General features: G+C 66.2%; 29 protein-coding genes and 1 tRNA gene. 10 read left to right on the top strand and 20 right to left on the bottom strand.

The genetic code is table 11. The annotated features are described in order from the left end of the window. Positions 1-25: 25 nt before the first annotated feature. A complete protein-coding gene (locus PGN27_RS10985) occupies positions 26-190 on the bottom strand; it encodes a hypothetical protein (RefSeq protein WP_335326147.1) in 165 nt (54 codons plus the stop codon). 144 nt (positions 191-334) lie between these two features. Here PGN27_RS10985 and PGN27_RS10980 point away from each other — a divergent pair, with 144 nt between their 5' ends. Next, a complete protein-coding gene (locus PGN27_RS10980) occupies positions 335-1,168 on the top strand; it encodes an SDR family oxidoreductase (RefSeq protein ID WP_335326146.1) in 834 nt (277 codons plus the stop codon). Here PGN27_RS10980 and PGN27_RS10975 read toward each other — a convergent pair. From PGN27_RS10975 to PGN27_RS10955, 5 genes are all read right to left on the bottom strand, one after another. Continuing rightward, positions 1,165-1,485: a DUF732 domain-containing protein gene (locus PGN27_RS10975; protein ID WP_335326145.1), complete on the bottom strand. Its 321-nt coding sequence runs from the start codon at positions 1,483-1,485 to the stop codon at positions 1,165-1,167. The two genes, PGN27_RS10980 and PGN27_RS10975, sit on opposite strands and share 4 nt — an antisense overlap. A gap of 89 nt (positions 1,486-1,574) precedes the next feature. Further along, positions 1,575-2,714 (bottom strand): XdhC family protein, encoded by a 1,140-nt coding sequence (locus tag PGN27_RS10970; RefSeq protein ID WP_335326144.1) that lies wholly within the window; start codon positions 2,712-2,714, stop codon positions 1,575-1,577. 68 nt (positions 2,715-2,782) lie between these two features. Further along, complete coding sequence (locus tag PGN27_RS10965) at positions 2,783-3,250, bottom strand: hypothetical protein (protein ID WP_335326143.1); 468 nt, start codon at positions 3,248-3,250, stop codon at positions 2,783-2,785. Between the two features lies 1 nt (position 3,251). Then, positions 3,252-5,459 (bottom strand): DUF4185 domain-containing protein, encoded by a 2,208-nt coding sequence (locus tag PGN27_RS10960; protein WP_335326142.1) that lies wholly within the window; start codon positions 5,457-5,459, stop codon positions 3,252-3,254. Positions 5,460-5,581: 122 nt separating this feature from the next. Continuing rightward, a complete protein-coding gene (locus tag PGN27_RS10955; protein WP_335326141.1) occupies positions 5,582-5,947 on the bottom strand; it encodes a hypothetical protein in 366 nt (121 codons plus the stop codon). Between the two features lie 97 nt (positions 5,948-6,044). On the opposite strand from PGN27_RS10955, the gene PGN27_RS10950 reads away from it, so the two are divergent. After that, the gene (locus tag PGN27_RS10950) at positions 6,045-6,224 is read left to right on the top strand and encodes a hypothetical protein (protein ID WP_335326140.1); all 180 of its coding nucleotides are present in this window, start codon (positions 6,045-6,047) and stop codon (positions 6,222-6,224) included. Between the two features lie 11 nt (positions 6,225-6,235). Here the strand turns inward: PGN27_RS10950 and PGN27_RS10945 are convergent, their stop codons facing one another. The 3 genes from PGN27_RS10945 to PGN27_RS10935 form a co-directional block, all read right to left on the bottom strand. Beyond that, positions 6,236-6,640, bottom strand: coding sequence for an HNH endonuclease signature motif containing protein (locus PGN27_RS10945; RefSeq protein WP_335326139.1), 405 nt, complete (start codon positions 6,638-6,640; stop codon positions 6,236-6,238). Between the two features lie 46 nt (positions 6,641-6,686). Next, positions 6,687-6,758, bottom strand: a tRNA-Thr gene (locus tag PGN27_RS10940). A gap of 19 nt (positions 6,759-6,777) precedes the next feature. After that, the gene (locus tag PGN27_RS10935; RefSeq protein ID WP_335326138.1) at positions 6,778-7,809 is read right to left on the bottom strand and encodes a hypothetical protein; all 1,032 of its coding nucleotides are present in this window, start codon (positions 7,807-7,809) and stop codon (positions 6,778-6,780) included. A gap of 108 nt (positions 7,810-7,917) precedes the next feature. On the opposite strand from PGN27_RS10935, the gene PGN27_RS10930 reads away from it, so the two are divergent. Then, complete coding sequence (locus PGN27_RS10930; RefSeq protein ID WP_031601696.1) at positions 7,918-8,646, top strand: response regulator transcription factor; 729 nt, start codon at positions 7,918-7,920, stop codon at positions 8,644-8,646. 14 nt (positions 8,647-8,660) lie between these two features. Continuing rightward, complete coding sequence (locus PGN27_RS10925) at positions 8,661-10,091, top strand: sensor histidine kinase (RefSeq protein WP_335326137.1); 1,431 nt, start codon at positions 8,661-8,663, stop codon at positions 10,089-10,091. On the opposite strand, the gene PGN27_RS10920 is transcribed toward PGN27_RS10925, so the two are convergent. Further along, complete coding sequence (locus PGN27_RS10920; RefSeq protein WP_335326136.1) at positions 10,079-10,483, bottom strand: HIT family protein; 405 nt, start codon at positions 10,481-10,483, stop codon at positions 10,079-10,081. The genes PGN27_RS10925 and PGN27_RS10920 overlap by 13 nt on opposite strands. A 61-nt stretch (positions 10,484-10,544) precedes the next feature. On the opposite strand from PGN27_RS10920, the gene PGN27_RS10915 reads away from it, so the two are divergent. Then, a complete protein-coding gene (locus PGN27_RS10915; protein ID WP_335326135.1) occupies positions 10,545-12,188 on the top strand; it encodes a long-chain-fatty-acid--CoA ligase in 1,644 nt (547 codons plus the stop codon). On the opposite strand, the gene PGN27_RS10910 is transcribed toward PGN27_RS10915, so the two are convergent. The 9 genes from PGN27_RS10910 to PGN27_RS10870 all read right to left on the bottom strand — a co-directional run bounded on the left by PGN27_RS10910 (position 12,181) and on the right by PGN27_RS10870 (position 19,527). Continuing rightward, the gene (locus PGN27_RS10910) at positions 12,181-12,999 is read right to left on the bottom strand and encodes an SDR family NAD(P)-dependent oxidoreductase (RefSeq protein ID WP_335326134.1); all 819 of its coding nucleotides are present in this window, start codon (positions 12,997-12,999) and stop codon (positions 12,181-12,183) included. The genes PGN27_RS10915 and PGN27_RS10910 overlap by 8 nt on opposite strands. A 37-nt stretch (positions 13,000-13,036) precedes the next feature. Further along, complete coding sequence (locus tag PGN27_RS10905) at positions 13,037-13,474, bottom strand: nuclear transport factor 2 family protein (RefSeq protein WP_335326133.1); 438 nt, start codon at positions 13,472-13,474, stop codon at positions 13,037-13,039. 6 nt (positions 13,475-13,480) lie between these two features. Next, a complete protein-coding gene (locus tag PGN27_RS10900) occupies positions 13,481-14,614 on the bottom strand; it encodes an NDMA-dependent alcohol dehydrogenase (protein ID WP_023986301.1) in 1,134 nt (377 codons plus the stop codon). 95 nt (positions 14,615-14,709) lie between these two features. Next, positions 14,710-15,249, bottom strand: coding sequence for a nuclear transport factor 2-like protein (locus PGN27_RS10895; protein WP_335326132.1), 540 nt, complete (start codon positions 15,247-15,249; stop codon positions 14,710-14,712). Positions 15,250-15,261: 12 nt separating this feature from the next. Continuing rightward, positions 15,262-15,468 (bottom strand): ferredoxin, encoded by a 207-nt coding sequence (locus PGN27_RS10890; protein ID WP_335326131.1) that lies wholly within the window; start codon positions 15,466-15,468, stop codon positions 15,262-15,264. Between the two features lie 15 nt (positions 15,469-15,483). Next, positions 15,484-16,842, bottom strand: coding sequence for a lanosterol 14-alpha demethylase (locus PGN27_RS10885; protein ID WP_335326130.1), 1,359 nt, complete (start codon positions 16,840-16,842; stop codon positions 15,484-15,486). Continuing rightward, a complete protein-coding gene (locus PGN27_RS10880; RefSeq protein WP_335326129.1) occupies positions 16,835-17,665 on the bottom strand; it encodes an SDR family oxidoreductase in 831 nt (276 codons plus the stop codon). The genes PGN27_RS10885 and PGN27_RS10880 overlap by 8 nt, the downstream gene beginning before the upstream one ends. A 25-nt stretch (positions 17,666-17,690) precedes the next feature. Continuing rightward, positions 17,691-18,893 (bottom strand): cytochrome P450, encoded by a 1,203-nt coding sequence (locus PGN27_RS10875; protein ID WP_213448885.1) that lies wholly within the window; start codon positions 18,891-18,893, stop codon positions 17,691-17,693. A gap of 22 nt (positions 18,894-18,915) precedes the next feature. Continuing rightward, positions 18,916-19,527 (bottom strand): TetR family transcriptional regulator, encoded by a 612-nt coding sequence (locus tag PGN27_RS10870; RefSeq protein ID WP_335326128.1) that lies wholly within the window; start codon positions 19,525-19,527, stop codon positions 18,916-18,918. 184 nt (positions 19,528-19,711) lie between these two features. Between PGN27_RS10870 and PGN27_RS10865 the strand changes: the two genes are divergently transcribed. The 5 genes from PGN27_RS10865 to PGN27_RS10845 all read left to right on the top strand — a co-directional run bounded on the left by PGN27_RS10865 (position 19,712) and on the right by PGN27_RS10845 (position 24,512). Then, on the top strand, positions 19,712-21,181 hold the full coding sequence (locus tag PGN27_RS10865) for an aldehyde dehydrogenase (RefSeq protein WP_335326127.1): 1,470 nt from the start codon (positions 19,712-19,714) through the stop codon (positions 21,179-21,181). Positions 21,182-21,255: 74 nt separating this feature from the next. Further along, on the top strand, positions 21,256-22,011 hold the full coding sequence (locus PGN27_RS10860; RefSeq protein ID WP_335326126.1) for an SDR family oxidoreductase: 756 nt from the start codon (positions 21,256-21,258) through the stop codon (positions 22,009-22,011). Next, positions 22,008-22,850, top strand: a complete 843-nt coding sequence (locus tag PGN27_RS10855; RefSeq protein ID WP_335326125.1) for an NAD(P)-dependent oxidoreductase — start codon at positions 22,008-22,010, stop codon at positions 22,848-22,850. Before PGN27_RS10860 ends, PGN27_RS10855 begins: the two co-directional genes overlap by 4 nt. Before the next feature lie 2 nt (positions 22,851-22,852). Further along, on the top strand, positions 22,853-23,296 hold the full coding sequence (locus PGN27_RS10850; RefSeq protein ID WP_335326124.1) for a carboxymuconolactone decarboxylase family protein: 444 nt from the start codon (positions 22,853-22,855) through the stop codon (positions 23,294-23,296). Next, positions 23,286-24,512 (top strand): hypothetical protein, encoded by a 1,227-nt coding sequence (locus tag PGN27_RS10845; RefSeq protein WP_335326123.1) that lies wholly within the window; start codon positions 23,286-23,288, stop codon positions 24,510-24,512. Before PGN27_RS10850 ends, PGN27_RS10845 begins: the two co-directional genes overlap by 11 nt. 61 nt (positions 24,513-24,573) lie before the next feature. On the opposite strand, the gene PGN27_RS10840 is transcribed toward PGN27_RS10845, so the two are convergent. Beyond that, positions 24,574-25,167, bottom strand: coding sequence for a TetR/AcrR family transcriptional regulator (locus tag PGN27_RS10840; protein WP_335326122.1), 594 nt, complete (start codon positions 25,165-25,167; stop codon positions 24,574-24,576). Positions 25,168-25,180 lie beyond the last annotated feature (13 nt).

Here is a 25,180-nt window from a genome sequence, read left to right as displayed (position 1 = left end):
TCGGCGGGATCGACTCCCGGTGCCACTAGGCCTCGGACTTCGCGGGTCCGATACCCAGCATCGCGAGGAACATCCGGCACTCCTCGGCGTCGGCGGCGTAGGCGGCGACGACGCGGCGCGCCTGGCTGGCCGTATCGTCGGCGACAGGCTCGACCTCGCCGATATCGGCGGCATCTGTTTTTGCAGGCATCCCTCAATGCTAGGCGACCGGCGACGGGCGGGGATTACCAGGGAGGATTCCGTTGTCGATGGAAACCTTCGCACCGAGGTCAGTGGTGCCGTATAACTGGAACCTGTTCTAGTTAGACGGTCTTCTTTTTGCGGAGGTATGTCCATGCTGCTGTCGCTTGCCGAGCGCACGTATCTGGTCACCGGTGGTGGAAGCGGTATCGGCAAGGGCGTGGCGGCCGCCATTGTCGGCGCCGGCGGCAACGTCGTGCTCGCCGGACGCAACGCCGACAAGCTGGAGGCCGCCGCTGCGGAGATCGGTGGTGCGGGCACCGGTCAGGTGAACTATCAGCCCGCCGATATCACCGACGAGGACGAGGCCGCCCGCCTGGTCGACGCGACGACCGCCTGGCACGGCCGCCTCGACGGCGTCGTGCACAGCGCCGGCGGTTCGGAAACGATCGGCCCGCTGACTCAGATTGACTCCGCGGCCTGGCGCAACACGGTGGACCTGAACATCAACGGGACCATGTACGTGCTCAAGCACTCCGCCCGCGAGCTGGTCCGCGGCGGCGGCGGATCGTTCGTCGGAATCTCCTCGATCGCCTCGAGCAACACCCACCGCTGGTTCGGCGCCTACGGGCCCAGCAAGGCCGCGCTGGATCATCTGATGATGGTCGCCGCCGACGAGCTGGGTCCGTCCTCGGTACGCGTCAACGGGATCCGACCCGGATTGACCCGCACGGACATGGTGGCGCCGATCTTCGACGTGCCGGCACTGAGCGCGGACTATGCGGCCTGCACGCCGCTGCCGCGGGTCGGGGAGGTCGAGGATGTCGCGAATCTGGCGGTCTTCCTGCTCAGCGATGCGGCGAGTTTCATCACCGGCCAGGTGATCAACGTCGACGGTGGCCACGGCCTGCGACGCGGGCCTGATCTCTCCGGGATGCTGGAACCGCTGTTCGGCGCGGACGGTCTGCGCGGGGTGGTGACGGACTAGCTGGGCAGGACGTCGGGGCAATAGACCCGGGCGGCGATACCGGCGAAGGTCGTCACACCGTCCTTGCTCAGCTTGGTGTGGTCGCGGACGTAGTAGACGGCCTTCTGCAGTTTCGCGCCGCTGCCATCGCCGGCGATCTCGCACATCCGCTGGGCGATCCGGACGGCATCCTCATCGCTGCCGACCTGCACGCCCTGCTGGGCGATCGCCGCGAGGAACTGCTCCTGGGTGAGTTCTTCGGCAGCGGCGGGCGCTGCGGCGGCGAGGCCGGCCCCCGCGGCCAGGACAACGGCAGCCAGCGTGCGCGTGACGGTCATTTGTTCTCCTGTCCCAGCGTCGAGTGGTACGTATCGGCAGCTGTGAGAACTATCGACGAGGTCGGACCCGACGTTACCGAACGCCGGTCTCAGGGGCGTGCGTCCCGGTGGATGCGACCGTCGAGTGCGGCCAGCGGGCGACCGCCGCCGCCCCAGCGGCCTGCGATGATCTCGGCGACGATCGACACCGCGGTCTCCTCCGGGGTTCGCGCGCCGAGGTCCAGTCCGATGGGGCTTGACAATCGGGCCAGCTCGGCATTGCCGAGTCCGGCCTCGGACAACCGGGTCAGGCGGTCCAGATGAGTGCGCCGAGAGCCCATTGCCCCGACATACCCGACCTGGGGGAGTCGCAGCGCCACCGTGAGGGCGGGCACGTCGAATTTCGGGTCGTGGGTCAACACGCAGATCGCCGTTCTGTCATCGATGGCACCGAGGTCCTGCTGGGCTCGCAGATAACGGTCGGGCCAGTCGACCACCACCTCATCGGCGGCCGGGAAGCGGGCGGCGGTTGCGAACACCGGGCGGGCATCGCACACCGTCACCCGATATCCCAGCAGCGCGGCCTGTCTGGTCAGTGCTGCGGCGAAGTCGATGGCGCCGAAGATCACCATTCGCGGTGCCGGAGCGTAGCTGGCGACGAAAACCTCCATACCCCGGTCGGCGGTCTCGTTGATGCGTTCCCCGTCGGCGCCGTAGGACAGCACACCGGTCTGCCCTGCGAGCAGCAGACCGCGCGCGTCGTCGGTCACGGCGTCATCGGCGCGGGCCGACCCCAGCGATCCGGCGCGGCGTTCGGCCTCGATGACCATGCGGCGCCCGACCCTGCGGGCATCGGGGTGGGCGATCACGGTGGCGACCGCCACCGGGCGGCCGTGCTCGATGGCCTCGGCCACTTCCGCCAGTTGGGGAAACGTGTGCCGTGAGACGGGTTCGACGAACACATCGATGATGCCGCCGCAGGTGAGCCCGACGGCGAACGCGTCGTCATCACTGATCCCGTAGCGCTGCAACTGCGCCGATCCGGTGGCGACGACCTCGTTGGCCAGCTCGTATACCGCGCCCTCCACACAACCTCCGGATACTGATCCGGCGACACTTCCGTCGGGCGCCACCATCAGCGCCGCGCCGGCCGGCCGGGGCGCCGAATGGATGGTGCGCACGACGGTGACAAGGCCCGCTGTGCCACCGGAATGCCAGGTGGCCAGCACCTCGCCGAGGATCTCGCGCACCAGCGAAGTCTAAGTGCGCTTCGGGTGGCGGCGCGCTGTGAGACGCTCCCGTGGCGATGTGCGGCCGACTAGCGGTTGCGTGTCCACAAACAGTGGCCGGTCATGACGATATCGAACAGTCGCGGCGCCACCACCAGGGTCAGCGGTTGGCCCGGTGGGGCGGTCATGGTCGAAGGTGGACCGACGACACCGGCACTGACAACGCTCTGTTGCGTTGCCCCGCAGGAGCTTTGCGGGTCCAACGGGACCGCGGTCCAGGTGCCCGACGCCAGGTTCGGGTTACGCAGCCCCTCGCCGTGCAAAGCCATGTCCGGGCCGAAGCTCACCCAGCGATCGCTGGGATCCCCCGGCGCGGTCACCGCCGCCCACCGTCCGCCCGTGCACACCAGCGGTAGGAGCTGGCCGGCCTGCATGGTGGTGGCACCGGTCAGATCGGGTGTGCACGGGGTGTTCGGCGATGGCGGATCGGCGTGGGTGGGCGCCGTCGTCAACGTCATCGTCAGTGCCGCGAGCGTCGCCGCCAGGATCGTGCGCATGTCAGAGCTTGGCGAGGTCGGTCTTCACCAGCCACACGTTGTAGTCGTTCCACACCGAGAGGTTGAAGTACAGCTCGGTGCCGGTTCCCAACGTCGACGGCGACCACGGATGCATCATGGGCGCGTAGATGCCGCCACCCTGCTGTCCCATCAACACCGTCGGCGCCGACCACCCGCCCTCGGGGCGATCCGAGGTGCGCAGGATGATGTTGTTGAACTGATCACCGTGCAGGGCAACGTATTTGCCGAGCGTCTTGTTGTACTGCACCGACATCTCGCTGACCTGGTTGCCTGCCTTGGCGATACCGCACGCCCCGGTCTCGCGACCGAAGATGGGCGAGGCCTTGCCCGGGTCGTTGCGGTACCAGCCGGCGCTGTAGGCCCCGATGCCGAACAACCAGCCGCTGCTGCCCTGGCTGTAGTACTCGTACTTGGTGACATCGAGGATGTCCTTCTCGGCCACCCGGGAGACGAAGGCCTGGCCCTGCCTGCCGTTCGGGGTCCCGTAGGAGTACACGAACCCGTCGCCGGGCCGCACGAAGGCGCCCTGCTGGAAGTTCGCGTTACCGCCGAAGTTGGTGCGCACACTGCTCGGGGCGATGTACCAATTCTCGCCGTTGTCCTCGGAATAGGCGATGGCCGAATAGTTGGTCGACCACTGACCCGCCGCACCCCACTGCTTGACCGACATGAAGCTGAGGTACTGCGTGGCACCGTATTTGGTGCCCGGGGTGGGAACCGAGATGCCGGCCGTCGGGATCAACGTGACACCCGTCGGCAGTCCCTTGGGAAGCCGTTCGGGCAGGATGATCTGCCTGGCGTAATGCTCCTCCCACAGCGGTGAGCCGCCGAACATGTTGCCGTTGAACCACTGTCCACCCGGGACGGCCAGACCGTCGGCGAGGTTGCGGTCCGGGCTGCGGAACAGCGTGTTCAGCCGCCAGGTGCCGGTCATGTTGGGGCCACCGAAGGTGTCGCCGAAGGCGATGAGCACCTGGCTCTCGTTGATCGGGGTGGTGGGATCGTCGGGAATTCCGTTGTCCCACATGGTCCCGACGTCAGTGCCCCAGATCCCGTATCGGTTGAAGGTGTCATTGGGGGCGAAGTTGCCGGTGACCCAGTCCACGAAGCTGGTCGACGGGCTGAACTGATACCCCAACGGCGGGAAGCCGGGACGCGGGTTGAGCGCGGCCGCCGCGGCCAGCGCGCGCGCCGAGGTGTCGGTCGCGGCGGCTGCCGCATCGGCAGCCGCCGCGTTGGCGGCCGCATGCGCCGGATCGAGTCGGCTGAGCAGGTTGTCCACCTCGCGCCTGGCGAACGCGAGCAGGGTCCATGCCAGGGTGGGGGCGCTCGGGGAACCGGGCACCACGCCCGCCGCCCAGTCCAGGACGTTGGCGACCACCTTGACCACGCCGGTGAGCGGATGGGCCGAGGCGGTGGCGGCCGGTCGGGCGGAATTATCGGCGACCGTCGCGGTGGCCAGGGTGCGCGCCGAGGCGAACACCGCGACGTTGCCCGCCGTGGCCAGGGTGTCCGACGGGTCCGCGACCCGGGTCGTGGTCAGGCTCGCCGTCTCGGTGGCGGTGCGGGAGTCTTCGGCCGTGCCCGAACCGGGTTCGAGCGCGGCACCCCGCTGCTCGGCGGTCGAGGCTATGGAGTGCGGCCGGTCGGACTGGCGCGTGGTGCGTGGTGCGCTCGGCGCGGGCTGCTCTGCTGGATCGTCCTCGTCGGTCGGCGTCGAGCCGGGTTCGACGGTGGGCAACTCGTTCTCGGTGCCGCCGGTGGAACCGGCGGGCGGCTCGTCATCGATCTTGGAGCCGTCGATGACGTCATCGCCGGATTCTTCATCGGAACCGGCGCCTTGGCCGGCACCGGAACCGCCGGACGTGACGCCCTTGTCGTTCTCGCGATCGTTCTCGCGGTCTCCAGTGGTGACGCCGGCGGCGCCTTGGGTTTGCTCGGTCTTGTCGCCGGACTTCTGGTCCGAACCAGCGGCGCTACCCGCACCGGACGATGTCGTCGTCGAGGATCCGCCGGTGCTGTTCGACGCGCTGGACGAACTGCCGGCGCCGCCGGAATCGCTGCCTTCGGCCGCGGCGATGCCGTGCCCGCTGACGATGGCCGTTCCGACACCCAGCGCCACGGCCAGGCCGCCGACGCGACCTACCGCCAGCCCCCCGCCTCGCCAGAAGTACGTCGATGAGCCCATGATGGTGCCTCCGTGCTGTCCGCCCCCCGGCCCACAAGTACTCCCAATAGAACCTCAGCAAAGCCGTTAACGGAAGAGGCAATTAACGGACGCGCCGCAACCGGTCCGGCCGGCCGGGGGATTCAGCCGTGCAGACCGGCCTCACGCAGCGCCTCGGTGTAGAGATCGGTCGCCTCGTCGATTCCGTTACCCGCCCAGGCGTCCACGATCGCTACGCGGTCGGCAACCAGTTGGACGCGGTTGGCCCAGCGCTCGAAATCGGCATCTCGGCGGAGCTGATCGATCTGCGCCCGGCTGCCCTGGATGAGAAAGAAACCACCGAGTTCGGTGGTCTGGGGCTTGAGGATGGCGGTGTCGTACCGTTCGATGCGCCCGGTCTCGGCCAACTCGGTCAGAAAGTCCCGAGACGACTTCAGGGTCTCCAGCGCCAACACCTCGCGGCCCTGGGTGGGCAATCCCCAGGCAACCCAGAATCCGGCATCGGCCACGGCGCACCTCCCTTTCCGCCTCACAAGCTACACATGCCCGGGGGTGTGCTTGGGCAACGGCGTTTAGTTTCCGGTCGGCGGGGAGAACCCGCCGGGCATGGAACAGGACATCGAAAACGGCATCGAACACCGCAACGACCCGCCGGCCAATCCCGCGGACGCCACCGAGGCCACCGTCGACCAGCGCGAGGTACAAGACCAGCTGGACCGCCGACACGAGGATCCGGACGGGCCGGGGTTGCACCAGAGCCGCCGCCAGATCGCCGACGAGACCTGACCTGGCGCACGTCAGTAGGACTTCCCGTCGGCGTACCGCTGCCGCCGGATGCTCCGGCCGTTGCCGCGGTTGCGGCTCTTGTACGTCGGCAGCTGGGAATCGCAGTTCGGGCACACCAGGCGTAGGTTCTCGCGCCGGTTGTTCTCGGCGTTGCCGTCGATATGGTCGAGGGTCATGATCAGGGGAAGCCCCTGCCACAGGCCGGTGCAACCGCATATTGCGCACAGTCCCGACTGCGCCGCAGCCAGGTACTCGCGGATGTAATGCCCCTGATGTCCGTCGATGCGGGCATGCCCTGACTCCAGCCACAACGCGACCATCTGCCGGCGACGGACCGCGGCCTGGCACGAGTTACTGCAATAGATCTTCTGGCTGCGGGTGGAAAGTGCTGTGCCGCAGCCGCGGCAGCGCCTCATGCACGGAAGTTACCGCCGGTGTCCGACAAGTCCGAACGGCGCGCGGAGCCCCCGGTCGGGATTGAACCGACGGCCTACGCTTTACAAGAGCGCCGCTCTACCACTGAGCTACGGAGGCGTGTACTACGCCGGACAGCTTAGCCCTCTTCGTCTATGACGCGTTCGGAGACCACCGCACGCGGCATCGTGGCGGTGCGGCGGCTGCGCTGACGTCCCAGCGGGATGCGCCCGGCGATGTTCGACAACGGGTTCACCACTTGCGACAGCGTGATGACGGCTTCGTGCAGGGCGTCGATGGTCGGTGCAAGAGCCTCCAGCCCCGGCGCCAGGCGGTTGAGGGTGTCGGCGACATCGGCGAGCTTGAGCAGCGGCCCGTCCGGATCGGTCAACGTGTCCAGCAGACCACCATCGGCCAGCAGCGTGTCCGCGACCCCGTCTTCGCGCAGGATCCGTTCGATCAGGCCGTCGTCGGCGAGCAATTGATCGGCCAGGCCGCCAGGTGCGATGAGCCGCGACAGCGCGCCGCTGTCGGTTGTCAGCCGATCGATCAATCCACCCTCGGCGGTGATCTGATCGACAAGGCCGTCCTTGGCCAGCGCCCGGCCTACCGGGCCATTCTCGGAGAGCAGTTGTTCGGCGACCCCGTCCTCGCGCAGTGCCCGCTCCACCAGGCCGTCCTCGGCGAGCAGCCGGTCGGCCAGCCCGCCGGGAGCGATAACCCGGGAGACGACACCACCCTCGGCGGTCAGCCGGTCGGCGAGTCCACCTTCGGCAGTGATCTGGTCGATCAGGCCGTTCTCGGCAAGCGCGCGGGCGACCGGTCCGTTCTGATTGTTCAACCGATCCAGCAGACCACCCGGAGCCGTCAACTGATCGACAAGCCCGCCTGGTCGCAGCAGCTGATTGAGCGGCCCCTCCGGAGCTAGCGCCCGTCCGAGCGGGGCATCATCGTCCATCAACCTGGCCAGCCTGTTGGCGCGGTCGACCGCGTCATCGATACCCAGCATCGCGGCAAAGCCGGTTGTGCCGCTGACCGGGGCGGCGTCGGTCAGCGACCGCTGCACCACCTTCAGCGTTCCACCAGCGATGTTGAGTCCGATGTCGGCAACAGCCAGCCCGACCCTGACCGGGGCCGTGGCAACCTGCACGATGGTGTTGCCGAGGTTCATGCCGCCAGTCTAGGGCGGCCGGCGACGGCGCCGGCCGAGTTGGCATTCTCAGCGAGTTCACAGGCAGTCTCCAGGCGTGCTTCAACCAGAGAGTGCACTGTGAACTTCATGGCAATGGCAGCGATATCCGAATCTCACGACAGCATCCCCGAGGCGCGCATCCTCGTCGTCGATGACGAGACCAATATCGTGGAGCTGCTGTCGGTGAGCCTGAAGTTCCAGGGTTTCGAGGTGCACACCGCTGCCAGCGGTCCCGACGCGCTGGCCAAGGCCCGCGAGATCAAGCCCGATGCGGTGATCCTCGACGTGATGATGCCCGGTATGGACGGCTTCGGGGTGCTGCGGCGGATGCGTGCCGACGGCATCGACGCCCCCGCGCTCTTCCTCACCGCGCGCGACAACCTGCAGGACAAGATCACCGGACTCACCCTGGGCGGTGACGACTATGTGACCAAGCCGTTCAGCCTCGAGGAGGTGGTGGCGCGTTTGCGCGTCATCCTGCGCCGGGTCGGCCGCGGTGTCGAAGAACCCAAGAACGCCCGGCTGAGCTTCGCCGATATCGAGCTCGACGAGGAGACCCACGAGGTATGGAAGGCCGGCGAGCCGGTATCGCTGTCGCCGACGGAGTTCACGCTGCTGCGTTACTTCATCATCAACGCGGGCACGGTGCTGTCCAAGCCGAAGATCCTCGACCATGTGTGGCGTTACGACTTCGGCGGCGACGTCAACGTCGTCGAGTCGTACGTGTCCTATCTGCGACGCAAGATCGACACCGGTGACAAGCGACTGCTGCACACGCTGCGCGGTGTGGGGTACGTGCTGCGTGAGCCGCGGTAGACGATCATTCATCCATGATCGGTAGATACCGGCGGGCGGTGCCGCTGCGTGTCGGGTTGGTGGCGGCCACGCTGGTGTTGGTGGCGCTCGGACTGCTCGCCTCCGGCATCGCCGTGACCTCGATAATGCGTCACACCGAGATCAAGCGTGTCGACGACACCCTGCTGGAGGCGTCGGGCGGCTGGGCGCAGGCGCCGCATGCATTCGCCGAACCCTTGCAGGATCCCAGCCCCGCGAATCCGCCCACGAACTTCTACGTCCGTGGCACCGACGACGAGGGCCGGATCCAGTTGGCCATCAACGACAGTTCGGCAGAACCGATGCTGCCGGTGAGCAATGACGTCGGGCCCGAGCCGGTCACCGTCGGCTCCAAGGACGGCTCCGGCGTGCAATGGCGCGCGGTCACCGTCGGCGGTCCCGACGGTGAACTGACCACGGTGGCCATCGATCTGACCGATGTGGAATCCAGTGTGCGCGCTCTGGTCTGGTCGCAACTGGGGATCGGGACGGCGGTCCTGCTGGTCCTCGGCGTCGTCGGCTATGCCGTGGTGCGCCGCAGCCTCAAGCCACTGGCCGAGGTCGAGCAGACCGCTGCCGCCATCGCCGACGGGGAACTGGATCGTCGTGTTCCGCAACGTGATCCGCGCACCGAGGTGGGCAGGCTGTCACTGGCATTGAACGGCATGCTCGCACAGATCCAGCGCGCCATGGCATCGTCGGCGGAATCGGCGGAGCTGGCACAGCAATCCGAGGAGCGGATGCGACGGTTCATCGCCGACGCCAGCCACGACCTGCGCACGCCGCTGACGACCATCAGGGGGTACGCCGAGCTGTACCGGCAGGGCGCGGCGCGCGATACCGAGATGCTGATGGGGCGAATCGAGAGCGAGGCGGGCCGGATGGGCCTGCTGGTCGAGGATCTGCTGCTGTTGGCGAGGTTGGATGAGCAGCGTCCGCTGGACCAGCGCCGCGTGGACCTGTTGGCACTCGCCAGCGATGCGGTGCACGACGCGCAGACCGTCGCCCCGGCGCGCCCGATCGGGATGCAGGTCTTCGACGGACCCGGCACGCCGGAGGTGCTGGGCGACGAGGCCCGGTTACGGCAGGTGTTGAGCAATCTGATGGCCAATGCATTGCAGCACACTCCCGAGAGCGCACCGGTCACGGTGCGGGTGGGCACCGAGGGCGACGACGCGGTGATCGAGGTGTGTGATGCGGGACCTGGCATGAATACCGAAGATGCCCAACGTGTCTTCGAGCGTTTCTACCGCGCGGACTCGTCGCGGACGCGGGCCAGCGGCGGCTCGGGGCTGGGGCTCTCGATCGTCGATTCGCTGGTATTGGCCCACGGTGGCAGCGTGTCGGTGGACACCGCCCCCGGGAAGGGCTGCCGGTTCCGGGTCACCCTGCCCCGGATCGTGGAGGCCGCGGTTCAGCTCAGCTGAGCCAGTGCCTCGGTGATCTTCGCCTGCGCCTCGTCGAGGGATTCCGGGGACGGATTGCGGTCCACCCCGGCGAATCCGAAATCGCTGAGATCGCGGGCGGGGAACACGTGCACGTGCAGGTGCGGGACCTCCAGTCCCGCGATGATCACCCCGGCCCGTTCGGTGTCGAAGGCGGCGCAGACGGCCTTGCCGATCTTCTGTGCCACCGCCATCACCCGGCCGAAGAGGGCGGGGTCGAGATCCTGCCAGTTGTCGACCTCGGCCCGCGGTACCACCAGCGTGTGCCCCTGGGTCATCGGTTCGATGGTCAGGAACGCCACGATCTCGTCGTCCTCGTAGACGAATCGGCCGGGGATCTCGCGGTTGATGATCATGGAGAAGACGGTCGCCATGGCATCGAGGCTAGTCCGTGGATCGCCTGCGATGCGCAGGCGGCACCACTAGCCTGGCCAGATGCTTGGGCTGATGCAGGACCGGCCGTTGATGATCTCGTCGTTGATCGACCATGCGGCGACATTCCACGGCGACACCGAGATCGTGTCCAGGTTGCCGGAGGGCATGATCGCGCGGACCACCTGGTCGGCCGTGCGCGATAGGTCCAAGCAGGTGGCCAACACGCTGTCCGAACTGGGTATCGAGCCCGGCGACCGGGTCGGCACGTTGGCCTGGAACAGCGACCGGCATCTGTCGCTGTACTACGGAGTTTCAGGATCCGGCGCGGTCCTACACACCGTCAATCCGCGGCTGTTCGCCGAGCAGATCGTCTACATCATCAATCACGCCGAGGACCGGGTGTTGTTCTTCGACATCACCTTTGCGCCGTTGGTCGAACAGATCGCGCCGCAGCTGCAGACGGTCCAGGCCTACATCGCCATGACCGATCGCGACCATATGCCCGATATCGACGTGGGCCGGTTGCTGTGCTTCGACGAATTGGTGTACGCGCAGTCGGCCGATTACCGGTGGCCCGAATTCGACGAGCGCAGCGCGTCCTCGCTGTGCTACACCTCGGGAACCACCGGTAATCCCAAGGGCGTCTTGTATTCCCACCGGTCGACGGTGCTACATGCCTTGGGTGCGATCCCGCGCGACAGCTTCGACCTGCACAGCGGATCGACCATCCTGGTGGTGGTGCCGATGTTCCATGCGAATGCCTGGGGTACTCCCTACACCGCTCCGATCGTCGGTGCCAAACTCGTGCTGCCGGGGCCCCACCTCGATGGCGAGAGCCTGTACGGATTGATGCGCGACGAAGCGGTCAACTTCACCCAGGGTGTTCCCACCGTGTGGATGATGTTGTTCTCCTACCTCGACGACCACCCCGAGATCGACCCGCACGAGCTGCGGCTGCAGTTCGCGGGCACCGGCGGTGCGGCCCTGCCGCAGTCCATGATCGAACGGTTCGAACGGGATTTCGGCTCGGAGGTGGTACAGGGCTGGGGGATGACCGAGACCAGCCCGCTGTGCGTGATCGGCAAGTTGCAGCCCCGCCACGCCGGCCTGTCGGCGGCTGACAAGATGAAACTGAAACTCAAGCAGGGCCATGCCATCTGGGGTGTCGATATCAAGATCGTCGACGACGAGGGCAACCGGCTGCCCTGGGACGGCGAGGCGTTCGGCGAGGTGTTCGTCCGCGGACCGTGGATCGCCAGCGGGTATTTCAAGGGCGAAGGTGGCGATAAGCTCGATGCCGAGGGATTCTTCCCCACCGGCGATGTCGCCACCATCGATCCTGATGGCTACCTGCACCTGGTCGACCGCGCCAAGGACGTCATCAAATCCGGTGGCGAGTGGATCAGTTCGATCGATCTGGAGAACGCCGCCACAGGGCATCCGGCGATCGCCGAGGCGGCGGTGATCGGTGTACCGCATCCGAAATGGCAGGAGCGTCCGCTGCTGTTGGTGGTGAAGCGGCCCGGACACGATGCCTCGCGCGAGGCGATCCTGGACTATCTCGCCGAGCGGGTCGTGAAGTGGTGGCTGCCCGATGATGTCGTCTTCGTCGAGGAGCTACCGCATACCGCGACCGGCAAGCTGCTCAAGATCCAACTGCGCAAGGAGTACCGCGAGCACCGGTTGCCCGATACCGCTAGTTGACGGCGGCGGCGATCTCCTCGACCGTCCACGGTGGCGCGTCGTGATGGTCGCGGTAGGCGACGAACCCCGGCTGCTGCCGATCGAATCGGCCGACGAAACCCCCTGCGGCGATGAAGATCTGCCCCGTGATGTGATCGGCCAGATTGCCGGCCAGATATGCGTAGGTGGGTGCGACGTACTCCGGCGGTCCGGCATCGAGCGCCCCCTGCATGCTGACATCGTCGAGGAGTCCGCGCCGGTTCAACTCGACGATGTGGCGCTCATAGTCGGTGCCCGTCGACAGGCGCGTTCTGGCTCCGGGGCACACGACGTTGGCCCGGACGCCATGCTCGGCGAGCTCCGCGGCGATCGCCAGGGTGAGGCTGTTCACCCCGCCCTTGCCCGCCGGGTACCCGGTGCCGCCGTAATCGCCGAGGAAGGCGAACGAACTCGTGTTGACGATCGCACCCGAGCGCTGCCGCACCATATGGGGTGCGGCAGCGCGGCAGGTCTCGAAGGTGGTCAGCAGATGCGCGTCCAGCAGGTCCCGGAACTGTGCCGAGGTGACGTTCAGGATCGAGGATCCGGCCGGTTCGGCGGTGCCGGCGCAATTGATCAGGGTGTCGATGCGGCCGAACTCGTCGACGCATCGCCCGACGAGGGCGTCGGCGACCTCGGGGTCGGCGGGTGACCCTGGGACGCCGACACCCGAGATGCGATCGGCGGTTTCGGTGACCGCGTCGGGATCGCGGCCGTTGACGACCACGTGCGCGCCCTGCGCGGCGAGCAGCTCGGCGACCGCCAGGCCGACACCGCGGGTGCCGCCGACCACGACGGCACAGCTGTCTTCCAGCGGCCGCTCTGGAGTCCTAGCGATCGGAGGCCTCGGTGAAGGTCATGGCGTCCATGTTCCAGTAACCACGCAGGTTGGTGATCAGGCCCGCGTCGTCGACGCGGTAGGTGAACACGCCCCGCACCGTGGCGACGAAACCGTTCGGGAACGTCGTCTCCAGCACCAGGATGTAGGCGATCTCCGTGGGACTGCTCGACGGAAACGTCGCCTCACAGGTGACGCGCAGCTGGTTGGGGCCGATATTGGTGTCGTAGAACGCCGCCAGTGCGGCCTTCCCACGCACCCCGGTGCCGTCGGGGTTGGTGACGGCTTCGCCGATGGGATCTTCGACGACGATATCGTCGGCCATCAGCGCCAGCCAGCCCTCCCGGTCGCCCGATTGCACGCAGCGCCACGAGTTCTGTGACGCCGCGACAACCGGGGAGACCGCGGTGTCCTGCGAGCTCTGGGTCATGCGTGCCTACCGGTCGGCGTCGGTGTAGCGGATGACCCCGCGGATGTTGCGGCCCTCCAGCATGTCGGCGTAGCCGTCGTTGATCTGCTCGAGCCGGTACTGCCGGGTCACCATGTCGTCGAGATTGAGCCGGCCTGCCTTGTACATCGACAGCAGCTGCGGAATGTCGTGATGGGGATTGCCGCCGCCGAAGATGGTGCCCTGCAGACGCTTCTGCAACAGGGTCAGCATGGACAGGTTGAGCTTGACGTCGTTCTCGGCCATGTTCGCCACCGCCGTGGCCACCACGGTGCCGCCCTTGGCGGTGATGTTCATGTAGTGGTCGATGTCCTCGCCCTTGAGCTCACCGACGGTGACGATGGTCTTGTGCGCCATCCGGCCCTGGGTCACCTCGGCGACACCGGCCATGGCGCTGAAGATGTCCGGGTAGGCATGGGTGGCACCGAATTTCAGCGCGTTGTCGCGCTTGAACTCGACCGGGTCGACGGCGAAGATGTTGCGCGCGCCGGCATTCAGTGCGCCTTGCAGGGCGCCGGTCCCGACACCGCCGACGCCCACGATCACGACATCGTCACCGGGACGCACGTCGCCGCTGCGGACGGCCGAGCCGTAGCCGGTGGTCACACCGCAACCGACCAGGCAGGCCACCTCGAACGGGATGCTCGGGTCGATCTTCACCACCGAGCTCTTGTGCACCACCATGTACGGGCTGAAGGTGCCCAGCAGGGTCATCGGGATGACCGGCTCGCCCGTCTTGACGGAGTGGATCCGGTGGGTGCCGTCGGAGACGGCCGTGCCGGCGAGCAGTCCGGCGCCCAGATCGCACAGGTTGCGCAGCCCCTCCTGGCATGCCGGACATTCACCGCAGGACGGGATGAACGACAGCACCACGTGGTCACCGGGGGCGATGTGCTCGACTCCCGGGCCCACCTCGGTCACCACGCCGGCACCCTCGTGCCCACCCAGCACCGGGAAACCGGCCATCGGGATGTCACCGGTCACCAGGTGGTGATCGGAATGGCACATGCCCGAGGCTTCCATCTGGATCTTGACCTCGTCCTTGACGGGGTCGCCGATCTCGATCTCCTCGATCGACCACGGCTGGTTGAACTCGTAGATGAGAGCGCCTTTTGTCTTCATGCGCATATGCCTTCCACTAGAACCGGTGCCCATCAGACTAGAGGCAGTAGTTAGGTACGTCACACCCACCCCCAAGCAACTGCTTGGCCGGGTGGTCACCAGAGGGGTACGGGTGCCTCTCCGAGCGGGTAATAACCCGGAAGCTTCTCGCCGGCAAGCGACCGCTCGATCCGCTTCTGCATGGTCGGGGTCAGGTCACCGGAGGAGATCAGCTTCATGAACGCCTTCTGGACATGTCCGAAGTCGAAGAAGTCGCGCTGCCACTCGATCAGCAGATCGTCATTCAGCCGGAACCAGCTGCCGCCGATACCGTAGATCTCGTCCTTGGTGCCGTCGCTCTTATGGGCGATCTGCTTCCAGAAGCCGACGATCTCGTTCTGCTTCTCGTCGATGAGGGTCTTCTGGTACTCGTAGGCCCAGTTCTCCAGACCCTCCATCTCCAGTCCCAGTGCGACATCGCGGATCTCGTCCCGGTTGAGGCACATGACGTCTTCTTTGGGACCGATGTTCCAGCCGTACGTCGCGTCCTCGGTGTAGAAGTCCGCCAACGGCTTCCAGTCACCGGCGGCCTCGGCATCGCGGTTGGCCTTCAGCCAGCGCTGTACCCAGTCTTCGAGAGCTTCCCTTGACGCCATTGTCTCTGCCTTTCAGTTTTTTTCGATTATCGATAGAGCGCGGGTGGGGCACATGTCGACGGCGAGTTCCACGGCATCGCGGAGCTCGTCGGGTGGTTCATGGTCGATGATCTCGACGACTCCGCGCTTGGGCACCTTGAACACATCCGGTGCCTCCAGTTCGCACATGGCGTGCCCCTGGCACAGGTCCTCGTCGAGTTCTATTCGATAGCAACCCATCTCGTGGATCTCCGCTCAGCCCTTGATGCGCCTGCGGTAGCGGACCTTTGCCGGGCGGGCCAGCTGAACCACCATCTTGGAGTGGTCATTGCGGTAGCTCTCGGCCGGCTGAGCCATCTCGAACTCGTAGTCGCGCAACAATACCGAGAAGATGGCCTTGATCTGCATCTGGGCGAACGCCGCGCCGACGCAGCGATGGCGGCCCGCGCCGAATGGGATCCAGGTCCACCTGTTGATCAGATCTTCCTGGCGCGGTTTGTTGTAGCGATCGGGATCGAAAGCGTCCGGGTCGGGGAAGTCCTCGGGGATCCGGTTGGAGATCGCCGGCGAGGCGGCCACCATCTGGCCCTTGTGGATCGGGTGGCCGCCGACCTCGAATTCGTCCTGGGCCACCCGCATCAGGATGATCAGCGGCGGATGCAGGCGCAACGTCTCCTTGAGGGCGTTGTCGAGGTTCGGGATCTGGCGCAGCGCATGGAAACTGACCTCCTGGCCGTCGGAGTACAGCTCGTCGAGTTCGTTTTGCACTTTGGCGTAGAACTCCGGGTTGCGCAGCAGCTCGATCAGCGTCCACGAGGAGGTGCCTGAGCTGGTGTGATGTCCGGCGAACATCAGCGAGATGAACATGCCGGTGACCTCATTGGCGGTGAACCGTGCGTTACCGTCCTCATCCTTGATCGAGACCAGCACGTCGAGCAGATCACGATCATTCTTGTCGCTGGGCGGGTTGGCAATTCGCTCGTCCATCACCTCCTGCACCAACTCGACGAGGCTGGCCCGGGCCTCGTCACGGATGCGGAAGCTCTCGATCGGAAGATAGGGGTCGACGTAACACAGCGGGTCGGTTCCGCGTTCGAGTAGGTGGTAGTAATTGGCGAACCGGGAGTCCAGCTGATTGCGGAACTTCAGCCCGATCAGGCATGCCGTCGAGGTGTAGATGGTCAGTTCGGCGAAGAACTCCAGCAGATCGATCTCACCGGATTCGCCCCAGTTCTCCGTCATCCGGCGGACTTCGTTCTCGATGGTCGCCGCGTGGCCCTTCATCTGCTCACCACGCAGTGCGGTGTTGTGCAGCATCTCGGCGCGGCGTTCCGGATCCGCGTCGAACACCACACCCTCACCGAAGATCGGCGTCATGAACGGGTACGCCTCGGCCTGGTTGAGCTCACTGTCGGTGGAGCGGAAGAAGAACTCGTTCGCCTCGGCTCCGGACAGCAGCACCACCTGCTTGTCGGCGAGCTGGAACCACCCGGCGTCCCCGCACTCGTTCCGGATGCGCCACATCAGGCCGATCGGATCGGTACGGAACTCCTCGAGGTGGCCGTGCTCTTCCTCGCCACCTGAAACACGTTCTACTTCCTTCAGATCAGCCATTCTGCGGCATCCCTTCTTCGCCGAGGGCGAGCTTCTGGCGGTCCTTGGTATCGGCGAGCGGAGCCTCTGGCTGCAGCTCCATGTTGGCGACGAAGCCGCCGCGCGGCGTCTCGGCGACGAACGTGATGGCCCGCGCGAGGTCATCCGCGCGCAGGAAGTAGTCATGCCTGGCCTGGCCCCACTTGGCCCAGTCCTCGAGGGCCGGTCCGATCAGCTCGGCGGGCAGACTCCAGCCCATGGATGTCTTGGTCGGCCCAGGGTGAACGATGGAGGCGCGCACGCCGGTGCCTTCGAGCTCCATCTGGTAGTTGTTCACCATCGCCACCAGAGCGGCCTTGGCCGCGCCGTAGGCACCCATGTGCGGACGCTGCCGCAGCGAGACGTCGGAGCCGACGAAGATCAGGTCCCCTCGCCGGCGTTCGATCATCCCTGGCAGGACGGCCGAGGCGATGCGGTTGGCACCGATGAGGTGGATCTGCACCTGGGAGTCGAACTCCTCGGTGCTGATCGACTCGAGCTTGCCGAAGTAGGTGTCACCGGCTCCGGCGACCAGGACTTCGATTTCGCCGAGTTCGGTGGTCGTCTGCTCGACGGCCGCCTTCACCGAGTCCGGATCTGTCACGTCGAGGTGCACCGCGATGGCCTCGCCGCCGTCGGCGCGGATCTTGCCGACGATCTCGTCCAGCTTTTCCACCCGGCGGGCGCCGAGTGCGACGGGAAAACCGTTGCGGGCGAGCCGGATCGCAGTGGCTTCACCGATACCGGAGGAAGCACCGGCCACCAGCGTCGGTCGACGTTCGGGCAGGGGATCGAATCTGGGCATCTACGTCAGGAACCTTTCAAGCCACTCAACGGAGGGTGACGGTCATCGGGAGGTGGGCGAACCCGCGCACACTGCTGGAGTGGACGCGGACGGCGTTGTCCTCGTCGACCTCGTAACCGCGGATTCGTTTGAACAACTCGGTCAACGCCACCCTGGCCTCCATGCGCGCCAGGTGGGCCCCGAGGCAGAAGTGCGCGCCACTTCCGAAACTCACTGTCTTGGAACCGATTTCGCGGTCGATGCGGTACTCATCGGGATTCTCGAAGACCCGCTCGTCGCGATTGGCCGAACCGATCAGCAATACCAGCACATCACCGGCCGGGACGGTGGTGTCGTAGAACGTGAGGTCATCGACGACCGCACGGGCGAGGATCTGGCTGGATGCGTCATAACGCAGCGTCTCCTCGACCCAGGGCGTCACCAGGTCATGGTTGTCGAAGACCGGTGCAAGCTGCCCCGGATTCTTGTGTCCCCAATAGGCGGCATTGGCAAGCAGTTTGGTGGTGGTCTCGTTGCCGGCGACGACCATCAGGAACAGGAAGGCCATGATCTCGTCGTCGGTGAGCCGGTCGCCGTCGATCTCCGCCTCGACCAAGGCCGAGGTCAGGTCGTCGGAGGGCCGCTTTCGGCGCTGCTTGACCATGTCCGCGTAGTACATCAAGAGCTCGCCGGAGGCGGCGATGGCCGAATCGGGAACGTCGGCAACCCCATCCTCGCGGTGCATCACCGCGTCGGCCTGGGCTCGGATGCGGACCCGGTCGGAGTCCGGAACGCCCATCAACTCCGAGATGACGTCCATCGGCAGCTTGCCGGCGAAATCGTCGACAAAGTCGAGATGATCGGCCTGCAGCGCGGTATCGAGGTGCTGGTGGGCGATCTCGGTGACCCGACCCTCGAGCTCACGGATGCGGCGCGGGGTGAACCCCTTCGACACCAGCGTGCGCAGTCGCAGATGGCCGGGGTCGTCGAGCGCCAGGAATGACATGACCCGATGGGCTTCGTCGTTTCGGGAGATCGGGTCCAGTGAGACGCCGTGCTTGTTGGACAGCGCAACGCTGTTGCGGAACCCCGCGACCACATCCTGATGGCGTGACAACGCCCAGAACTTGAGCTCTTCGTTGTGGTAGATCGGGGCCTCGTCACGCAGCCGCTTGTAATACGGGTACGGATCTTCGTGGAAGTCGTAGCTGTAGGGGTCGAGTATCAGATCGACGGTGGGAGAGCTCATCTGGCGGCGCCCAGGCTCATGGTCATTGATCCTCTCCGAGGATGAGGCCGACGACGTAGGTGAGTCGATCGGCGATCTGGTGGTAGGTGAAGGCGCCGCTGCCGGCGTTGACGAGCGCGCCGAAGAACGTCATCTCCAGGGCTGAGACGATCCGGGGATCGGCGTCGGGACCGACCGCCGAACGGATGCGCTTGTGGATCTCGGTACCGATGCGGTCGCGGACGGTGCGGACGGCCGGATCACTGCTGCCGCTCAGCAGGGCGGTCGTGCAGGCGGCGGCGAGATCCGGCTCGTCGGCGACGACCAGGGTCAGGGCTCGTACGGCCTTGTCGACCCTGGTGCTCATGGCGTCGTTGACATCGGTGAAGTAGGGCACCTGCTTGACGAGGTCGAGGTACACCTCGGCGATCAGATGGTTCTTCGACGAGAAGTAGGTGTACGCCGTTGCCGGGGCGACCTTGGCCCGCGCGGCGACCGCGCGCACCGTCAGGTCGGCATACGAGGTCTCGCGCAGCATCTCCATCCCGGCGGTCATGACCTTGCGGAAGGTCTCCTCCTGGCGGCGATTGCGCGTCGTTTCCGCCGGACCGTCGCTCTTGTTGCCTGTGACGGTCACCACCGAATCGCTGGACACATGTCCAAGTTATCCGACGCGATGGCAAGTGAGCAAGCTCTGTTCTGAAAGTAGCAGTTCAGCGGCGTAAATGGCGGCCAGCGCGGTGCGCTTTGAGTGGGCGGTCTTGCCACCGTCGCGACCGGACGGCTATGGTTCGGTGAAATGTTGCCGGACAGTTGTCCAGGAAATAGCTAGGAGTGGGATGTCGATTCTGGCCGATCGCGAAAGCCGATTGCTCATCGACGGCAAGCTCGTCGAAGGGAGTGGCGGGACCTTCGAGACGGTCAATCCGGCTACCGAGGAGGTGCTCGGCGTCGCCGCCAATGCCGACGAATCCGATATGGGGGCGGCCATCGGGGCGGCCCGCACCGCATTCGACGAGACCGATTGGTCGACGAACACCGAGCTGCGGGTGCGCTGCCTGCGCCAGCTCCGCGAGGCCTTGCAGGCCAATATCGAGGACCTGCGGGAGCTGACGATCTCCGAGGTGGGCGCGCCGCGGATGTTGACCGCCGGTGCCCAACTGGAAGGTCCCATCGACGATCTGGCGTTCTCGGCCGACACGGCGGCGAGCTATCAGTGGCGCACCGATCTGGGGCATGCCACGCCGCAAGGCATGCCGACCAACCGCGTGGTGGCCCGCGAGGCGGTCGGCGTCGTCGGCGCCATCACGCCGTGGAACTTCCCGCATCAGATCAACCTGGCCAAGATCGGGCCCGCCCTGGCGGCCGGTAACACGCTGATCCTCAAGCCGGCACCGGACACCCCGTGGGCGGCCGCGGTACTCGGCGAGATCATCACCGAGCACACCGATTTCCCGGCCGGCGTGATCAACATCGTGACCTCCGACGATCACGGGGTCGGGGCGTTGCTGTCCCAGGATCCCAGGGTCGACATGGTGTCGTTCACCGGTTCGACCAACACCGGGCGTGCCGTGATGACCGATGCCGCGGTCACCATCAAGAAGGTGTTCTTGGAACTCGGCGGAAAGTCGGCCTTCGTGGTGCTCGACGACGCCGATCTGGCAGGCGCGTGCTCGATGGCGGCCTTCACCGTGGCCATGCACGCCGGACAGGGTTGCGCGATCACGACCCGCCTCGTCGTGCCGCGGGCGAAGTACGACGAGGCCGTGGAGGCGGCGGCCGCGACGTTGGGTGGGATCAAACCGGGAGACCCGAACAGCAAGCGCACCGTCTGCGGGCCGGTGATCTCGGCGCGTCAGCGCGACCGCATCCAGGGCTACCTGGATGCGGCGATCGCCGAGGGCGGCCGATTCGCCTGTGGCGGAGGTCGCCCCGCTGACCTGGATCGCGGCTTCTTCATCGAGCCGACCGTCATTGCCGGACTGGACAACTCGGCCAAGGTTTCCCGCGAGGAGATCTTCGGCCCGGTGCTGACAGTCATCGCCCACGACGGTGACGATGACGCGGTGCGCATCGCCAACGATTCGCCCTACGGGCTTTCAGGCACCGTCTTCTCCGGTGACGACGCCCGCGCCCAGGCGGTCGCCACCCGGCTGCGGGTCGGCACCGTCAACGTCAACGGCGGTGTCTGGTACTCCGCGGACGCCCCGTTCGGCGGTTACAAGCAATCCGGGATCGGCCGCGAGATGGGTGTGGCCGGTTTCGAGGAGTATCTGGAGACCAAGCTCATCGCCACGCTCGCCACCTGAGTCGACTGGCCACTTACGACACGCAATAACGGTCATACCGTGCAATAACTGGCCACTCGGCCGAGAGGAAGAACATGTACCCGGAATTCAAGGACAAGGTCGGTATCGTCACCGGCGCCGGCGGCGGTATCGGCCAGGCCTATGCCGAGGCGCTGGCCCGCGAGGGCGTGGCCGTGGTGGTCGCCGATATCAACCTCGAGGGCGCCCAGAAGGTGGCCGACGGTATCAAGGGCGAGGGCGGCAACGCGCTGGCGGTGCGGGTCGACGTGTCCGATCCCGAATCGGCGAGGGATATGGCGGCGCAGACGCTCTCGGAATTCGGCGGGATCGACTACCTGGTCAACAATGCCGCCATCTTCGGCGGCATGAAGCTCGACTTCCTGGTGACCGTGGACCCCGAGTACTACAAGAAGTTCATGAGCGTGAACCTCGACGGTGCGCTGTGGTGCACCCGTGCGGTGTACAAGAAGATGGCCAAACGCGGCGGCGGCGCAATCGTCAACCAATCCTCTACGGCGGCATGGCTGTACGCGAACTTCTACGGACTGGCCAAGGTGGGCGTCAACGGCCTGACCCAGCAGTTGTCCAGGGAACTCGGCGGCCAGAACATCCGCATCAACGCGATCGCGCCCGGACCGATCGACACCGAGGCCAACCGCACCACCACCCCGCAGGAGATGGTCGCCGATATCGTCAAGGCCATCCCGCTCTCCCGGATGGGCCAGCCGGACGACCTGGTGGGCATGTGCCTCTTCCTGCTCAGCGATCAGGCCAAGTGGATCACCGGGCAGATCTTCAACGTCGACGGCGGACAGATCATCCGGTCATGAAACTCGGGTATATCGGCCTGGGCAACCAGGGTGCGCCGATGGCCAAGAAGCTCGCCGACTGGCCGGACGGCCTGATCGTCTTCGACGTCCGCACCGAGGCGATGACGCCGTTGGCGGAGCTCGGTGCGCAACTTGCCGACAGTGTCGCCGATGTGGCCAAGGCCGATGTCATCAGCGTGACGGTGCTCAACGACGCCCAGGTGCGCGACGTGGTCACCGAACTGGGTGAGCACGCTGCGCCCGGCACCGTCATCGCCATCCACTCCACGATCGAACCGGGTACCGCACCCGAGCTGGCCGAACGGCTGGCCGCCAAGGGGGTTCACGTCGTCGACGCCCCGGTCAGCGGGGGAGCCGGGGCAGCGGACAAGGGTGAGCTCGCCGTGATGGTCGGAGCCTCCGATGAGGCCTATACCGCGGTCAAACCCGTGTTCAAGAAGTGGGCCTCGCTGGTCGTGCGCGCCGGTGAGCCCGGCGCGGGCACCCGGATGAAGCTGGCGCGCAACATGTTGACCTTCATCGGATTCGCCGCCTCCTGCGAGGCGATGGCCTTGGCCGAGGCGTCGGGCATCGACCTGCAGAAGCTGGGCCGGGTGGTACGCCACAGCGACGCCCAGAGCGGTGGGCCCGGCGCGATCATCCTGCGCGATGACACCGGATCGCTGGAGCCCGATCACTGGCTGTTCGACATGTTCACCCACACCCGCGGTCTCGGCGAGAAGGACCTTTCGCTGGCGCTCGGTCTCGGTGAGGCTGTGGGAGTAGAACTTCCGTTGGCGCAGGTGGCGTTGCAGAACCTGGCCGACGGCCTCGGAGTGCCACACACGAAGGAGCAATGAGGATGACCGACCGTCGGCAGCAGGGCCTGCAGAAGATGAACGAGGTCTACGGCTGGGAGATGCCCGATATCCAGGGTGATCCGTATTTCGACCTGACCGTCGAGCATCTCTTCGGTGACATCTGGACCAGGCCCGGCCTGTCGATGCGGGACAAGCGGCTGTTGACCCTGGCGTCGGTGACCGCGGTGGGGAACTCCGATCTGGCCGAGATCCAGATCAACGCGGCCCTGCACAACGAGGAATTCACCGCCGAGGAACTCAAGGAGGTGGCCGTGTTCATCACGCACTACCTGGGATTCCCGCTCGGGTCCAAGCTCGACGGCGCCGTGAGCAAGGTGGTGCGGCAGCGTCGCAAGGCCGAGAAGGCCCAGGGCGCGGAGGACAAGCGCGCCAATGTCGATGCCGCGCTGCGGATGCATTCCGGGAAATCACTCGATGACCAGTAGGTATGCCGCGCTCTCGCGCGACGAGCTGGCCACCCTGGTACCCGAGCTGCTGCTGATCGGGCAGTTGATCGATCGCTCCGGAATGGCCTGGTGTATCAGCAGTTTCGGTCGTGAAGAGATGCTGCAGATCGCCATCGAGGAGTGGGCGGCATCGAGTCCGCTCTACACCCGGCGGATGCAGAAGGCGCTCAACTACGAGGGCGTCGACATCTACACCCTGTTCAAGGGCCTGCAGCTCGATATCGGTGCCCCGCCGCAGTTCATGGATTTCCGCTATATCGTGCACGACCGTTGGCACGGCGAGTTCTACCTCGATCACTGTGGGGCGCTGCTGGACGTCGAGCCGATGGGCCCCGATTACGTCAAGGGGATGTGCCACGACATCGAGGACCCGACCTTCGATGCCACCGCACTGGCCACCAACCGCAAGGCGCAGGTCCGGCCTATCCACCGGCCGCCGCGCACCCCCGCCGATCAGCACCCGCACTGCCGCTGGACCGTCATCATCGACGAGTCCTACCCCGAGGTCCCGTTCATCCCCGAGATGGACATCGTCGCCGCGACCCACGCGCACGCGTGTGAGCTGGACCCGATCGACCCCGATGACGACGGAGCGAGCGACTATTCCGGTGAGCTGCTCGCCGACGTCGACTTCGCCGCCTTCTCCCATTCGGCGTTGGTGCGAATCGCCGACGAGGTGTGCCTCCAGATGCACCTGCTGGTCAAGTCGTTCCAGATCGCGGTGGAGAAACGGGCGGGCGGGGACACGGAGCTGGCCCGGTCGATCCGCACCAAACAGCTCATCGGCATCGCCGGCGTAGCGGCCGAACGCATCCACAAGGCGCTCAAGCTGCCGAAGAACACCGCAGGCGCCCTGCGGGTGCTGGAATTGCACCCGCTGCTCAACCCTGCCGCCTATGTGTCGGCCGATATCGACCCGGGCTTCGTGCATGTGCGCCGATCCCCGGCGTACGAGGACGGGGCCTGGATCTCCCTGATCGCACCGGTCGCCGACGCCCCGCTGCAGGCCATCGCCACCGCCGTCGACCCGCATCTGCGCGCCGAGGTATCCGGCACCGAATCGGACTGGACCGTTCGGGTGATCGAAACTGACACGGCGGCCAAGAAACTGCCCGAGGTCGAGGTGTGCGAGTTCAGTCACGGCGCGTCCTGGGTGTTCGAGGAGCGTCAGTCGCTGCCGCTCACCGTGGTCTGACCGCGATTTGTGGAGCCGCACCCGCGCTGAGTGCGGCGCAGACTCCGCAAATCGCAGGGCGTCAGGGTCGCAGGGCCGGGGCGACCCAGCGCCGCAGGTAGGCGCGTAACTGCTCACCGGTGCGTGGCGGCCGTCCCGGGTCGACGACGAAGGACTGGATGATACGCAGCAGGTGCTCGGCGAGCTCGTCGATTTCGTCATCGGCGAAACCTGCTGCGGCCCAGTCGACATCGAAGCGCCGGACGACCGACTGGGCGAATTGCAGGCCGATATCTGAGGTTACCGATCCGCTGAGCGAAGGCGATCGTTCAGGGGCCAACAGTAGTCCGATGTGTTTGTCCTTGGGCAGCCATTCCAGCGCCGTCGCAATCGCCTCGGTCGCGGCGGCGGCGGGATCGGTGATGCCGCGGATATGGTTGGCCAGCCGCTCCAGGAAATCGGTCGCGGCCACCACACCGGCCTGCATCAGCAGTGCATCGGTGCTCGGGAAATAGCGATAAACAGTCTGGCGGGTGACTCCGAGGGTTCTGGCGACATCGGCGATGGAAAAATCGGCGCCCCGCTCGTCGATGGCCCGGCCCGCGGCCGCCAGGATACGGGCGACGGCCTCCTCGTCACTGGCCGGCGCCGCACCCGACCACCCGTGGGTTCGCACGCGCAGAATTGTA

This window comes from Mycolicibacterium neoaurum, assembly GCF_036946495.1.
Lineage (GTDB): Bacteria > Actinomycetota > Actinomycetes > Mycobacteriales > Mycobacteriaceae > Mycobacterium > Mycobacterium neoaurum_B.
This window is presented reverse-complemented; position numbering and strand designations above follow the sequence as displayed.

Coding starts and splice junctions, on each gene's coding strand:
- PGN27_RS10880 (WP_335326129.1), bottom strand. CDS start 17,665: ATGCCCAGATTCGATCCCCTGCCCGAACGTCGACCGACGCTGGTGGCC.
- PGN27_RS10850 (WP_335326124.1), top strand. CDS start 22,853: ATGACCGACCGTCGGCAGCAGGGCCTGCAGAAGATGAACGAGGTCTAC.
- PGN27_RS10865 (WP_335326127.1), top strand. CDS start 19,712: ATGTCGATTCTGGCCGATCGCGAAAGCCGATTGCTCATCGACGGCAAG.
- PGN27_RS10915 (WP_335326135.1), top strand. CDS start 10,545: ATGCTTGGGCTGATGCAGGACCGGCCGTTGATGATCTCGTCGTTGATC.
- PGN27_RS10860 (WP_335326126.1), top strand. CDS start 21,256: ATGTACCCGGAATTCAAGGACAAGGTCGGTATCGTCACCGGCGCCGGC.
- PGN27_RS10975 (WP_335326145.1), bottom strand. CDS start 1,485: ATGACCGTCACGCGCACGCTGGCTGCCGTTGTCCTGGCCGCGGGGGCC.
- PGN27_RS10980 (WP_335326146.1), top strand. CDS start 335: ATGCTGCTGTCGCTTGCCGAGCGCACGTATCTGGTCACCGGTGGTGGA.
- PGN27_RS10920 (WP_335326136.1), bottom strand. CDS start 10,483: ATGGCGACCGTCTTCTCCATGATCATCAACCGCGAGATCCCCGGCCGA.
- PGN27_RS10965 (WP_335326143.1), bottom strand. CDS start 3,250: ATGCGCACGATCCTGGCGGCGACGCTCGCGGCACTGACGATGACGTTG.
- PGN27_RS10890 (WP_335326131.1), bottom strand. CDS start 15,468: ATGGGTTGCTATCGAATAGAACTCGACGAGGACCTGTGCCAGGGGCAC.
- PGN27_RS10905 (WP_335326133.1), bottom strand. CDS start 13,474: ATGACCCAGAGCTCGCAGGACACCGCGGTCTCCCCGGTTGTCGCGGCG.
- PGN27_RS10875 (WP_213448885.1), bottom strand. CDS start 18,893: ATGAGCTCTCCCACCGTCGATCTGATACTCGACCCCTACAGCTACGAC.
- PGN27_RS10985 (WP_335326147.1), bottom strand. CDS start 190: ATGCCTGCAAAAACAGATGCCGCCGATATCGGCGAGGTCGAGCCTGTC.
- PGN27_RS10945 (WP_335326139.1), bottom strand. CDS start 6,640: ATGAGGCGCTGCCGCGGCTGCGGCACAGCACTTTCCACCCGCAGCCAG.
- PGN27_RS10855 (WP_335326125.1), top strand. CDS start 22,008: ATGAAACTCGGGTATATCGGCCTGGGCAACCAGGGTGCGCCGATGGCC.
- PGN27_RS10930 (WP_031601696.1), top strand. CDS start 7,918: ATGGCAATGGCAGCGATATCCGAATCTCACGACAGCATCCCCGAGGCG.
- PGN27_RS10950 (WP_335326140.1), top strand. CDS start 6,045: ATGGAACAGGACATCGAAAACGGCATCGAACACCGCAACGACCCGCCG.
- PGN27_RS10935 (WP_335326138.1), bottom strand. CDS start 7,809: ATGAACCTCGGCAACACCATCGTGCAGGTTGCCACGGCCCCGGTCAGG.
- PGN27_RS10900 (WP_023986301.1), bottom strand. CDS start 14,614: ATGAAGACAAAAGGCGCTCTCATCTACGAGTTCAACCAGCCGTGGTCG.
- PGN27_RS10960 (WP_335326142.1), bottom strand. CDS start 5,459: ATGGGCTCATCGACGTACTTCTGGCGAGGCGGGGGGCTGGCGGTAGGT.
- PGN27_RS10845 (WP_335326123.1), top strand. CDS start 23,286: ATGACCAGTAGGTATGCCGCGCTCTCGCGCGACGAGCTGGCCACCCTG.
- PGN27_RS10925 (WP_335326137.1), top strand. CDS start 8,661: ATGATCGGTAGATACCGGCGGGCGGTGCCGCTGCGTGTCGGGTTGGTG.
- PGN27_RS10885 (WP_335326130.1), bottom strand. CDS start 16,842: ATGGCTGATCTGAAGGAAGTAGAACGTGTTTCAGGTGGCGAGGAAGAG.
- PGN27_RS10895 (WP_335326132.1), bottom strand. CDS start 15,249: ATGGCGTCAAGGGAAGCTCTCGAAGACTGGGTACAGCGCTGGCTGAAG.